Genomic DNA, 11,745 nt, shown 5'->3' with positions numbered 1-11,745 from the left:
GCCGTGATCATCGTCAGGTGGTCGGCCGACACGCCGGAGCGCACAGCCATCCGCCGATGATCACGGCGGGGTGTGGGGTCCTCGTTCAGGCGGTGCGGAGCACGGCCTCGATCTCGAGCTCGATGCTGATCTTGTCGCCGACGACGACGCCGCCGCCGTCCATCGGCATGTCGATGTCGACGCCGTACTCCTTGCGGGAGATCTCGGTCTTGGCGCTGAAGCCGGCGCGGGTGCCGCCGTAGGCGTCGGGGCCGAAGCCGTTGAGCTCGAGGGCCAGCTCGACGGGCTTGGTGATGCCCTTGATCGTCAGGTCGCCGCCGACGGTCCAGTCGGCACCATCGGTGCGGACCTCGGTCGAGCGGAAGGTCATGTGGGTGTGGTTGCCCACGTCGAAGAAGTCGGCGGAGCGGATGTGCGCGTCGCGCTGCTCCTGCCGGGTGTCGATCGAGTCCATGTCGATCGTGGCGGTCACGGTGGACTGCGCCGGGTCCTCGGCGGTGACGATCTCACCGGCGAACTTGGTGAAGTAGCCGCGGACCTTGCTGACCATCATGTGGCGGACGGAGAAGCCGACGGTCGAGTGGCTGGCGTCGATGTCCCAGGTGCCGACGACGTACCCGGGGATCTGCGTGATGGTGGTCATGGGTGCCTCCAGTTGGTTGAGCGTTTGACCTTCTGCTCGACGCTAGCGTAGTTGAAGGCTCATCTATTCCGCCAGTACCCTGAGGGACATGACCGCCGACGTGTCGCTCGCCCCCGGGGACCCGGGCACGCCCTCCGGAGAGCCGCGCTGGCTCGACGCCGAGGAGCAGCGCGCCTGGCGGGCCTGGCTCTACAGCAGCCAGCTGCTGCAGGACCGGCTCGACCGGGAGCTCACCCACGCGACCGGCATCTCGCACGCCTACTACGAGATCCTCGTCGCGCTGTCCGAGACCGAGGGCCGGATGATGCGGATGAGCGAGCTCGCCGAACGCTGCCTGTCCTCCCGCAGCCGGCTGTCGCACGCGGTCTCCCGGCTGGAGGAGCGCGGCTGGGTGCGCCGGCAGGTCTGCCCGGACGACGGTCGCGGCCAGCTCGCCGTCCTCACCGATGACGGGTTCGCGGCCCTCGAGGCGGCCGCCCCCGTCCACGTCGAGGGCGTGCGCAGCCACCTGTTCGACCAGCTCTCCCCCGAACAGGTTGCGGCGATGCGCGACATCGGCGAGACGCTGCTGCGCCACCTCGGCCCCCGCTGAGCGAAGACCCTCCGGACGACGCGCGCTAGATCATGCAGCCGTCCGGGCCGCAGGCCTCGCCGCCGGCGATCACCGGGATGAGCGGCGTGCGCTCGGCCCACGCCCGCTCGAGCACCTGCAGCAGCGCGTCGGCCGGCTGGGCCCCGTTGACGCCGTACTTCCGGTCGACGACGAAGAACGGCACGCCACTGATGCCCAGCGCCTGCGCCTCCGCCTCGTCGGTCCTGACCGCGCCGGCGTAGCGCTGGTCCTCCAGCACCGCGCGCACCTCGTCGGCGTCCAGCCCCGCCCCGGCGGCCAGCCCGACGAGGGTCTCGTGGTCGCCGACCGCCTCGCCCTCGCTGAAGTAGGCGGTCAGCAGCCGCTCCTTGACGGCGTCCTGCACCCCGCGCTCGCCGGCCAGGTGGATCACCTGGTGGGCGTCGAACGTGTTGGCGCGCACCGCCCGGTCGAACCGGAAGTCCAGCCCCTCCGCGGCGGCCTGCTGTGTCATGTGGTCGGTCATCTGCTGGGCGCCGAGCACCGAGGTGCCGTACTTCCTCGCCAGCCGCTCGGCGTACTCCGTCGGCGAGACGTCCTCACCCGCGGCGGCCGAGGGCGCACCGGGGTCGAGTTCGAAGGACCGCCACTCCACCTGGACGGCGTCCTTGTGCGGGAACCGCTCGAGCGCGGCCTCGAACCGGCGCTTGCCGATGTGGCACCAGGGACACACGACGTCGGACCAGATCTCCACCTTCACGCCCGGCCGAACATCCCTGGCGCCACCCGGCATTCCGAGCGGTTCAGTCCTGGAACAGGTCGCGCGACACGACGCCGGTGTCGGGGTTGTCGGTGAAGATCCCGTCGATGCCGGTCTCCCAGAACACGAGCTGCTCCTCGATCGCCCGGCCGTAGTCGCCGGGCTCCTCGCCGGGGTCGCGCAGCTCGGCGGGCAGGAACTCGTTCTCGTTGCGGAAGGTGTACGGGTGCACCAGCAGGTCCGCGGCGTGCGCGTCGGCCACGAAGGACGTCGGCTCGCCGAGGGTCCCGTCGGCCTCGCGCGGGATGACCTGCGCCTTCTCCGGGCCGACGCCGTCGGCGTACTCCCCGATCCCGGCGAGCCCCTCGGCCGTGGACAGGTCGGCGTAGGTGCGCGGGTCGCCGGAAGCCACGAGGTCGGCCGGCGCGCCGGTGGCCGACAGCAGCTGCACCAGCGGGACGTCGACGACCTCGTCGAGCTCGCGCAGGTTGGCCGTCTCGAACGACTGGACGAACACCGGCGCGTTGCGGCGGTCCAGCTCCGCTTCGTCGAGGTCCTCGACCAGCGGCTCCTCGAGCGAGAGGTCGATGGAGTCGAAGTAGGTCGGGTGCTTGGTCTCGATGTAGACGCCGACCTCGCGGCGCAGCTCGCGGGACAGCTCGGCGCGCAGCTCGAGCACCTCGTCGAGGGTCGGCACGTCGTACAGGCCGTCGTAGAGGGTGTTCTCCTCGCGGATGTCGGGCAGCCGTTCCACCGCGCGCAGCGTGCGCAGCTCGGCCAGCGTGAAGTCCTCGGTGAACCAGCCGGTCAGCTCGACGCCGTCGATGGTCTTGGTCCTGCGCCGGTCGGCGAACTCGGGGCGCTCGGCGACGTCCGTCGTCCCGGAGATCTCGTTCTCGTGGCGGGCGACCAGCACGCCGTCGGACGTGCTGACGACGTCGGGCTCGATGTAGTCCGCGCCCATCCGGGCGGCCAGCTCGTAGGAGGCCAGCGTGTGCTCGGGCCGGTAGCCCGAGGCGCCGCGGTGCCCGATGACGAGCAGCTGGTCGGCGCCGGGGCCGGCCTCGTCCCGCGGCGGCGCCGCGGTCGCGGGAGCCGGTCCGGTCAGCAACAACGGGACGGCGACCACGGACGCGGTCAGCAGGGCGGTCCGGCGGTGGGCACGTGGCATGGGTTCTCTCCCCCGGGCTCGGACGGCGACCCTCGCCGCCCGCCCGGACGATCCCAGCCCGGCGACGTGACCGCGACGTGGGAGCGCGTGTGAACAGGAGGTGAACCCGGCACCGGAGGCGGCCACCACCGCTCGCACGGGTCCACCTCGGTGTCAGCCCTGCCAGGCCTCGGTGACCTCCGCGGCCACGCCGGCGGCCTGTGCCCGGCCGGCGCGCGCAGAACCGGCACGGGCGGCGGGGTCGAGCACGTTGCGGCCGATCGCGCGGCGGCTGACCTCGTCCGGCGAGACGACGGCGACCCGCGCGACCATCCCCGTGACCTGCGCGTCGACGCTGGCCAGCGGGCCGAAGCCGCGCGGGACGGGGGCGAGCACGACGACCCGGTCGTAGCCGTCGGCGAGGTCGGCGTTGGCCGCCGAGCGCATCCCGCCGTCGACGTACCGGCGACCGTCGATGGTGACCGGCGGGTACACGCCCGGCACGGCGCAGCTGGCCGCCACCGCCTGGAGCAGAGGGACGCCGGAGGTGCGGTCGAGGACGCGGAACTCGCCGGTCTCCGCGTCGACGGCGGTGACGCGCAGGTCGCGGTCGGGCCACTCGAGGCCGACCAGGCGAGAGCCGATCACGTCGAGCCGCTCCTGCTCGGTCGGGGTCAGCCCGGCCCGCTCGGCGGCCAGCGCCAGCGCGCCGACCCGGCGGCGGAAGGCGACGTCGTCCCCGCGACTACGCAGCGCCGCCAGGCCGTAGCGGAGCAGCCCGGATCGGGTCATCCGGGCGGCCTGCTCGGCGGTGGGCGGCGCCAGCTGGCGGGCGAACGCCGCCTCGAGGTCGGCGCCGCAGGTGAGCTGCGCGCCGACCACCGAGCCGGCCGAGGTGCCCACGACGAGGTCGGCGCCGGGGAGATCGACGCCGGCGTCCGCGAGGCCGGCGAGCACGCCGAGTTCCCACGCGATGCCGGTGATGCCCCCGCCGCCGAGGACGAGGGCCGTGCGCTGGTCGCTCATTCCGCCATCCTCACCCAGGGTCCGGCCGCGACCGGGGACACCGGCCCGTCGCCGCAGCCCCAGGCTCACCCGGACGGGTGCGGCGCGCACGCGCGTGGCCGGGCGGCTCACTATCGTCCCGCGGGTGGAAGGCGACACGGAGGAGATGACCGAACACTCCGGTGTGCGGATCGCGCACGAGGAGCTGTCGCCGTTCCGCCAGGTGTGGCGTCGGGTGGTCATCGCGGCGGTCGTGCTGCTGGCCACGGTCCTGATCGTCTGGCTGGACCGGGACGCCTACCGGGACGGCGACGAGATGGGCCTCTCCCTCCTCGACGCCTTCTACTACGCGACGGTCACGCTCTCCACGACCGGGTACGGCGACATCACGCCGCTGACCCCGGGGGCGCGCCTGGTCAACATCCTGGTGATCACACCGCTGCGCATCCTGTTCCTGATCGTCCTCATCGGAACCACCCTCGAGGCGCTGACCACGCGCACCCGCGAGGAGTTCCGCATCCGTCGCTGGAGGTCCCGCGTGCGCCAGCACGTCATCGTGTGCGGCTACGGCACCAAGGGCCGCAGCGCCATCCGCTCCCTGCAGGCCAACGGGACGCCGCTGGAGCAGATCGTCGTCGTCGACCCGGAGCCGCGGGCGATCGACGAGGCCAACTCGCTCGGGCTCACCGGCATCATCGGCGACGCCAGCCGCACCGACGTGCTGCGGCGGGCGTCGATCGAGCGGGCGCGGGCGGTCATCGTCGCGGCGAACCGGGACGACGCGGCGGTGCTGATCACGCTGACCGTCCGGCAGCTCAACCCCAGCGTGCCGATCACGACGTCGGTGCGCGAGGAGGAGAACGCGGCGCTGCTGCGCCAGTCCGGTGCCGACACGGTCATCACGACCTCGGCGACCTCCGGCCGGCTGCTGGGGCTGTCCACGGACGCCCCGCGGGTCGTCGCGACGGTCGAGGACCTCGTCACCGGTGGCCAGGGACTCGACCTGCAGCAGCGCCGGGTCACCGCCGGCGAGGTGGGCCTGGGACCGCGACAGTTGCGCGACATCGTGCTGTCGGTGACCCGGGGCGGGCGCACGCTGCGCTTCGACGACCCGCTGATCGGCACCCTCGAGCCCGAGGACGTGCTCGTCGTCGTGCGTTCGCACCCGCCCGGCGGGCACATCTCCGCGAGCAGACGGCAGACGCAGGCCGATCCGCTGGCGTAGCTCGAGCCGCCGGGACGGCGCGGGAGGCGCGGTCACGTCGCGGCCGATCCGCAGCGCGAGCAGCCAGCTCACGCCGGCGGTCACCACGCCACGGAGCGACGGCGGGCCGCGGCGGGGACGTCCCTCAGGGACCGGGTGCGGGAGCCGGGAGGACGGGCACGGCTCCCATGGTCACCGAGCCGCACCCCGCAGCCGGGGCCTCAGACGAGCACGGCCTCCAGGGCATCGGCCTGCTGCACCAGGTCGGCCGCGGTGGTCAACCAGCCGGCGACCAGCAGCAACGGCCACGCCTGCTCGTCGTCCAGCGAGGCCGTCGTCGCCACCAGCGAGGCCTGGGCCACGGCCCTGCACGCCATGTTCCGCATGACGGCTCCTTTCATCGGTTGCCAGGACGGTCGGCACCGGCGGTACGGAGCTCCAGTCGTGCAACACGAACGTCACCCCGAGGGGGTGGACGGCGCACGCCGCGGGCGACGGCGGGCCGGCCGCGCGGCCCGCCTCCGCCTGGTGCGCCGCCGCGGGGCGGCTCTAGCGTGGGCCATGCGTGCCGCCGTGATCACCGCGCTGACCGGGCCGGACGCCGTGGCGGTGCAGGAGCGCCCCGAACCCGCCCCGGGCCCGGGTCAGGTGCTCGTCGACGTCGAGTGCGCGGGCGTCGCCTTCCCCGACGTGCTGCACACGCGCGGCGAGTACCAGCGACGCCCCGAGGTGCCGTTCACCCCGGGCTGGGAGGTCTCCGGGGTGGTGCGCTCGGGGGCCGGCGCCGTCCGCGCCGGCGACCGGGTGGCCGCCATGCCCGTCACCGGCGGCCTGGCCGAGGTGGTGGCGGTCGACGAGCACCTGGTCTTCCCGCTGCCGGACGGCGTGCCGTTCGAGACGGCCGCGGCGCTGCCGCTGAACTACCTGACGGCCCACTTCGCGCTCACCCGACGCACCCGGCTGGCGGCCGGCGAGACCGTCCTGGTGCACGGCGCCGCCGGGGGCCTCGGCACCGCCACCTGCCAGCTGGCCGCGGCGCTGGGCGCCCGGGTGGTCGCGGTCGTGTCCACGCCCGGCAAGGCGGACGTCGCCCGGGCTGCCGGGGCGCACGACGTCGTGCCGGTCGACGGCTTCCGCGAGGCGGTGCACCGGCTCACCGGGGGGCGGGGCGTGGACGTCGTCGTCGACCCGGTCGGTGGCGACCGGTTCCCCGACTCGGTGCTCTCGCTGGCCCCGGAGGGCCGGCTGCTCGTCCTCGGGTTCACCGGCCGCGGCATCCCCACCGTCGGGGCGGACCGGCTGCTGTCGGCCAACGCCTCGGTGGTGGGCGTGGCGTCGGCCGAGTTCTGGGCCGACGACCCCGGGTACCCCAGCCGGCAGTGGCGCGACCTGATGCCCCTCGTGCGGTCCGGCGCCATCGACCCGCCGATCGGCGCCACCTTCCCGCTCGACGAGGCCGCCGCGGCGATCCGCGAGCTGGACGAACGCCGGGCCGCCGGCAAGGTGGTCGTCCACATGCCCCGGCACCACGGCAGCGCCCGGACCCGGTGACCGGGCGGCGGTGGTCCGCTCCGCACCCCCCCGGATTGGCGGGCGCGACGGCCCGCCGGCCCGGGGAAGACTGGCCGGGCCAGCAAGCAGTGCCCATGGGGCGGGTCGCGGGGGACGGATCGATGTCGAAACAGTCCGGGGTCGGGTCCGGTCCCCGTCACGGGCGGCGGCGGTCGCCCGTCCCGCCGGTGCCGGCGCCGTCCCGGCGGCAAGGGCCGGGCCTGTGGCAGGGCGCGGCCGTGGTGATCGCCGCCGCCACCATCATGGCGACCGCGCAGGCGGACGGCCTCGCGCGACCGACCGCGAGCGCCGCGCACGAGCCGCCCCCGGCCGGCTCCGAGGTGTTCCGCGACCCGACCGGCACCTCCGCCACCTCCGCGTACGCCGCGCCCGGCACCACCGCTGCCGGCACGACCGCTCCGGGCACCACCGCGGCCGCGATGACGAGCGCGGCGGCCGCCGCGTCGGGCCTCGCGGCCGGCGGCATCCCATCGGTCGCCAGGGCTGCCTACGACGCCGCGGCCGCGGCGGCGCCGGCCGGGTGCGGCGCCGGCTGGTCGCTGGTCGCCGCCATCGGCCGGGTCGAGTCCGACCACGGCCGCTTCGCCGGGGCGGTGCTGCAGGCCGACGGGCGCTCCGCGCCGCGCATCATCGGGATCCAGCTCAACGGCGACGGCACGGCGGTCATCCGGGACACCGACGGCGGACGCCTCGACGGCGACCCGGTCTACGACCGCGCCGTCGGCCCGATGCAGTTCATCCCCTCCACCTGGGCGCGCTATGCCAGCGACGGGGACGGCGACGGCAGCAGCGACCCCTTCGACATCCAGGACGCCGCGCAGGCGACCGCCCGGTACCTGTGCGCCGCCGGCGGCGACCTCACCACCGTAGCCGGGCAGCGCCGCGCCGTCCTCGCGTACAACCACTCGGACAGCTACGTGGCGACGGTGCTGACCCTCGCCGCCCAGTACGCCGGGACGCCACCGCCCACCGTGCCGACCGACCCGGTGCCCCCGCCGTCGGAGCCGCCGGCCAACCCGGGCCCCCCGCCGGCGATGGCGCCGGCCGTGCGCCCGTCGTCGTCCGGCCCCTCGTCCTCGGCACCCTCGTCCTCCGCAGCGTCGGCGGCCGGCCTGCCGTCGACGCCGCCCCGGCCGTCCTCGCCGACGTCGCGGCCGACGACACCGCCGACCGTCACACCGTCGCCGGCTCCGCTGGCACCGCCGGCCACGCCGACGACCCCGCCGGCGGTTCCCACTCCCCCGGCCGTTCCCACGCCCCCGACGACGCCGCCGGCGGTTCCCGCCCCCCAGACGACCCCTCCCGCGGTGACTACCCCGCCGACGACCACCCCGCCGCCGGTTCCGGAACCGCCCGCGGTCACCACGCCACCGGTTCCGGAACCGCCCACGGTCGAGACGACCGCACCGGTCACGACGACGCCCGGGTGCAGCACCCCGGTGGTCGACTCGCTCGGCACGGTCGACGTCCGCCACGGCTCCGCGGACCCGGCGGCGGCCGGTGGGGTCGGTACCCGGGTCGAGCAGGCGGGCGGCACGGTCGGCACCGTCACCGCCACGGAGGACACGACCTCCGCCGTCCTGTACCCGGACGGCCAGGACGCGGTCGCGACGGCCCTCGCCGACGCGCTGGGGCTCACCGGGGCGGCGCAGGTCGCGACCGTCGACCGGGTCACCGTGGTGATCGGGGCCGGTGACGCCGCCCGGCCGGCCTGCACGACCTGACGCCCAGGTCATCAGCCCCGACCACGTCTTCGACATCCTCGCGTCGTAGACGCTCTGGCCCCGTCGGCCGGACACCCGGCGCAACAGCCGGGACGTCAGGCCGGGTGGCCCTCGCCGCCCGGTCGTGGGCGGTCGGCTGGTGGGAGCTTGCACAGACGCACGAGTCGTCGCGAGTGTGCACACGCGGCCCCCTACGCCCCGTCTCGCTCGGGTGCGAGGCGGAGTAGGTGGTGTCCCGCCAGGTCATCGCTCGAAATCCCAGCCCGGACGGATGTGATGAGGACGAGCGGCCCCGGACTCCGACCCGCGCCGAGATGGTCCTCACCCCGACGACCGTGGTCGAACGGTCCTGGGGCATCACTCGATCCGGAACGCAACGACGTGAACCCGGGGCCCACGGTCTTCACCAACTGCTCAGCGGGTGGCTGACGCGCACCGCGTATCGGAGGCCGCGACCGCGCTCCGGAACCTGTTCGACGAGGTGGCCGACGGAATACGCGCGTACCCGCCCGAGGCGGCTGCCGGCGAGCCCTCCAGCGGGACTCATCTGCCGCGCACGCATGAGCGGCTTGTGGCTCGCCAACGCCACCGCCGGGGGCACGCTGCTCTCCGACGGGCTCGGTTGGGGCAACCGGGTCTCCTCCGGTCGGGTGCGGCTGGGCATCCTCGGCGTGCTCGCCTTCGGCGCCACGGTCACCGTCCTGGCCCAGGGCACCTCGCCGGTCCAGCTGATCATCGTGGCCCAGGCGCTCACCGTGATCGTCGCCCCGATGCTCGGCGTGCTGCTGGTCATCCTCGCCAACAACCGCCGGCTCATGGGCGACCTGCGCAACCGCTGGTGGCAGAACGTCGTCGCAGCTGTCGGGCTCGTGGCCATCCTCGCCACCTGCTACCAGCTGGTGGTCACCACCTTCTGACGCGCCACGCAAGCACGAGCGGCCGCCCGGTCCTCTGACCGGGCGGCCGCTGTGGTCCGAACCCTTCCCTGCAGTCCCAGGCTGGGACCTTGACCCCGGCGGCCTCTGGGGCCTGGCTGCACTCGCCTGCGGGGGGCGAACGAAAGGCCGGTGGTCACCGCTGTGCGCGGCGGCCACCGGCCCTTTCGCCAACATGGGCCCTGACATTTCGCCAGGACCCCAGGGGTGGAGGTGGCGGGAATCGAACCCGCGTCCTACGACGCATCACCAGGGCTTCTCCGAGCGCAGTCCGCTGTGTCTCTGCTCGACCCCATCGATCTCACGGACGAGTCGATGTGACGGGCCCAGTCGCTGTGAGGTGTCCCGTGCGCGCCCGCGACCGGCACGCACGGTGAGTCATCTAGCTGATGCCAGGATCCGGGCCGATGACGAACCCGGGCTGACAGACCTCGAGACTAGCTGTCAGGCAGCGAGTTCGAAGTCAGCGCGACTGGAGTCGGCGCTTGTGTTGTTTCCGACGCGTGGTTAACGAGCTCATCGTCGGCTTCCTCGGCTCGCTTCCCCTGGTCACCCGACCGCAGTCGAGACCATTCACCCCCTGTGTAGTTGTGCAGACAGCGTAACGGCACCTCCTGGCGGTTTGTTCCCCCGCCGCACCGGTCGAACCGCGAGCACAACCGCGACCGCCCGACGAGTTGATCATGGGCTTGTCGTCCGCGACACGGCTGGACACGCCGCCGCAGCCGACGCGAATCCCATGATCAACTGCGGGCAACGGCGGGAGACGCGGGAGACGGCGGGCCCCGCGCATCGCCGGCCGCTGTCAGATCCAGTCGCGGCGCTTGAAGACGGCGTACAGCGTGAGGCTGACCCCCACCATCAGCACCAGGGCGAACGGGTACCCCAGGGACCAGCCCAGCTCCGGCATGTCCTCGAAGTTCATCCCGTACACCGTTCCCACGAGGGTGGGCGCGAACAGGATGGCGGCCCATGCGGAGATCTTCTTGACCTCCTCGCCCTGGGCGATCGACGCCTCGGTGAGCTCGCGGATCTCCTCGTTCTGCCGCTGCGCGACGAGCGTGGCGTTGACGGTGAGGATGTCGCGCAGCTGCAGCCGGAAGCTCTCCACCCGCTCGGTGACCTGGACGACGTGGTCCTCGACGTCGCGCAGGTAGCTGCGCAGGTCCTCGTCGACGCCGTACTTGTCGAAGCCGGCGGCGATCGCGGCGAGGATGCCGGTCAGCGGCTGGGCGGCCCGCTGGAACTCCAGCACCTCCTGCGAGAGCTCGTAGATGCGCCTCGAGACGCCGGGGTCGCCGCGGAAGACCTCGGTCTCGATCTCGTCGATGTCGTTCGCCAGGCCCGCGACCACCGGCGAGTAGCCGTCGACGACGGCGTCGAGGATCGCGTACAGCACCGCCTCGCTGCCCTTCTCCAGCAGCGCCGGCTCGCTCTCCAGCCGCCGCCGCACCCGGGACAGGTCCGGGGACTCGCTGTGCCGCACCGTGATGGCGAAGTTCCGGCCGAGGAACAGGTGCAGCTCGCCGAACTCCACCTCCTCGGCCGCGTCGAGGTACCGGGCGGCCTTGAGGACGACGAACAGCGTGCTGCCGTAGCGCTCGAACTTCGGCCGCTGGTGGGCCTTGATGGCGTCCTCGACCGCGAGCTCGGGCAGGTCGTACTGCTCGGCCAGCTCCCCGAGCTCGCCGGGCTCGGGCCGGTAGAGGCCCAGCCACACCAGCCGGTCGGGGTCCTCGACCAGCCACTCGTGGCTCTCGGCGACGCTGTCCGGCGTCGCCACCCGCCGTCCCGACGAGTAGACGGCGTTGTCGACGATCAGCGACTGCCGCTGCGGCGCGGCCGGGGCCGACGGCTGCGGGGGCGGCGCGAGCGTCAGCTCGGGCCGGGGCCGGCGGGCCAGGGTGGACAGGGCGGTGAGGGACGCACGACGGCGGTCGACCACGGCGGACTCCCGGGGAGACGCTGGAGCGGGGGGACTCGTCGGGGGTCCGCACCCTCGGCGGCCCCGCTGCAGGGTCCCGCCGCCGGCCCGGTCCCGAGGCTCACCCCGAGCGTGCGAGGGTGAGGAGGACGGGGTCCTTGACGGCGGGGGCAGCGGGGTCCTTCACCAGCTGGTGCGGCCCCCGGTGCCGGTACTGGGCGGTTCGCTGGGCACGCGCAGCACCTCCCGTCGTCCGT

11 protein-coding genes and 1 other RNA gene are annotated in these 11,745 nt (G+C 73.9%); 5 read left to right on the top strand and 7 right to left on the bottom strand.

Annotated elements, in window-relative coordinates; genetic code table 11:
* Positions 1-85: 85 nt before the first annotated feature.
* Complete coding sequence (locus BLW63_RS21545) at positions 86-643, bottom strand: YceI family protein (RefSeq protein ID WP_091160836.1); 558 nt, start codon at positions 641-643, stop codon at positions 86-88.
* An 88-nt stretch (positions 644-731) separates the two neighbouring features.
* Here BLW63_RS21545 and BLW63_RS21540 point away from each other — a divergent pair, with 88 nt between their 5' ends.
* Positions 732-1,235, top strand: a complete 504-nt coding sequence (locus BLW63_RS21540; protein WP_091160833.1) for a MarR family winged helix-turn-helix transcriptional regulator — start codon at positions 732-734, stop codon at positions 1,233-1,235.
* 25 nt (positions 1,236-1,260) lie between these two features.
* On the opposite strand, the gene BLW63_RS21535 is transcribed toward BLW63_RS21540, so the two are convergent.
* The 3 genes from BLW63_RS21535 to BLW63_RS21525 form a co-directional block, all read right to left on the bottom strand.
* A complete protein-coding gene (locus BLW63_RS21535; RefSeq protein ID WP_091160830.1) occupies positions 1,261-1,974 on the bottom strand; it encodes a DsbA family oxidoreductase in 714 nt (237 codons plus the stop codon).
* A gap of 43 nt (positions 1,975-2,017) precedes the next feature.
* A complete protein-coding gene (locus BLW63_RS21530; protein ID WP_091160827.1) occupies positions 2,018-3,145 on the bottom strand; it encodes a glycerophosphodiester phosphodiesterase in 1,128 nt (375 codons plus the stop codon).
* Between the two features lie 153 nt (positions 3,146-3,298).
* Positions 3,299-4,150, bottom strand: coding sequence for a patatin-like phospholipase family protein (locus tag BLW63_RS21525; RefSeq protein ID WP_091160824.1), 852 nt, complete (start codon positions 4,148-4,150; stop codon positions 3,299-3,301).
* Positions 4,151-4,274: 124 nt separating this feature from the next.
* On the opposite strand from BLW63_RS21525, the gene BLW63_RS21520 reads away from it, so the two are divergent.
* On the top strand, positions 4,275-5,354 hold the full coding sequence (locus BLW63_RS21520) for a potassium channel family protein (protein ID WP_244522717.1): 1,080 nt from the start codon (positions 4,275-4,277) through the stop codon (positions 5,352-5,354).
* 200 nt (positions 5,355-5,554) lie between these two features.
* On the opposite strand, the gene BLW63_RS27050 is transcribed toward BLW63_RS21520, so the two are convergent.
* A complete protein-coding gene (locus BLW63_RS27050; protein ID WP_170856897.1) occupies positions 5,555-5,719 on the bottom strand; it encodes a hypothetical protein in 165 nt (54 codons plus the stop codon).
* 175 nt (positions 5,720-5,894) lie between these two features.
* Between BLW63_RS27050 and BLW63_RS21515 the strand changes: the two genes are divergently transcribed.
* The 3 genes from BLW63_RS21515 to BLW63_RS27500 all read left to right on the top strand — a co-directional run bounded on the left by BLW63_RS21515 (position 5,895) and on the right by BLW63_RS27500 (position 9,546).
* Positions 5,895-6,884: an NADPH:quinone oxidoreductase family protein gene (locus tag BLW63_RS21515; RefSeq protein ID WP_091160820.1), complete on the top strand. Its 990-nt coding sequence runs from the start codon at positions 5,895-5,897 to the stop codon at positions 6,882-6,884.
* A gap of 188 nt (positions 6,885-7,072) precedes the next feature.
* On the top strand, positions 7,073-8,629 hold the full coding sequence (locus BLW63_RS27505) for a lytic murein transglycosylase (RefSeq protein ID WP_211517222.1): 1,557 nt from the start codon (positions 7,073-7,075) through the stop codon (positions 8,627-8,629).
* 560 nt (positions 8,630-9,189) lie between these two features.
* On the top strand, positions 9,190-9,546 hold the full coding sequence (locus BLW63_RS27500; RefSeq protein WP_211517221.1) for a divalent metal cation transporter: 357 nt from the start codon (positions 9,190-9,192) through the stop codon (positions 9,544-9,546).
* 223 nt (positions 9,547-9,769) lie between these two features.
* Here the strand turns inward: BLW63_RS27500 and ssrA are convergent.
* Together ssrA and BLW63_RS21495 are read right to left on the bottom strand one after the other, a co-directional pair.
* Positions 9,770-10,145, bottom strand: a transfer-messenger RNA (tmRNA) gene (gene ssrA, locus BLW63_RS21500).
* A 224-nt stretch (positions 10,146-10,369) separates the two neighbouring features.
* A complete protein-coding gene (locus tag BLW63_RS21495) occupies positions 10,370-11,509 on the bottom strand; it encodes a magnesium and cobalt transport protein CorA (protein ID WP_091160816.1) in 1,140 nt (379 codons plus the stop codon).
* Positions 11,510-11,745 lie beyond the last annotated feature (236 nt).

Origin of the sequence: Geodermatophilus africanus, assembly GCF_900107105.1 — a bacterium.
Lineage (GTDB): Bacteria > Actinomycetota > Actinomycetes > Mycobacteriales > Geodermatophilaceae > Geodermatophilus > Geodermatophilus africanus.
The sequence above is the reverse complement of the archived record's forward strand: the minus strand, read 5'-3'. Positions and strand labels throughout refer to the sequence as shown.

Coding starts and splice junctions, on each gene's coding strand:
- BLW63_RS21545 (WP_091160836.1), bottom strand. CDS start 643: ATGACCACCATCACGCAGATCCCCGGGTACGTCGTCGGCACCTGGGAC.
- BLW63_RS21540 (WP_091160833.1), top strand. CDS start 732: ATGACCGCCGACGTGTCGCTCGCCCCCGGGGACCCGGGCACGCCCTCC.
- BLW63_RS21530 (WP_091160827.1), bottom strand. CDS start 3,145: ATGCCACGTGCCCACCGCCGGACCGCCCTGCTGACCGCGTCCGTGGTC.
- BLW63_RS21525 (WP_091160824.1), bottom strand. CDS start 4,150: ATGAGCGACCAGCGCACGGCCCTCGTCCTCGGCGGCGGGGGCATCACC.
- BLW63_RS27050 (WP_170856897.1), bottom strand. CDS start 5,719: ATGCGGAACATGGCGTGCAGGGCCGTGGCCCAGGCCTCGCTGGTGGCG.
- BLW63_RS21515 (WP_091160820.1), top strand. CDS start 5,895: ATGCGTGCCGCCGTGATCACCGCGCTGACCGGGCCGGACGCCGTGGCG.
- BLW63_RS27500 (WP_211517221.1), top strand. CDS start 9,190: ATGAGCGGCTTGTGGCTCGCCAACGCCACCGCCGGGGGCACGCTGCTC.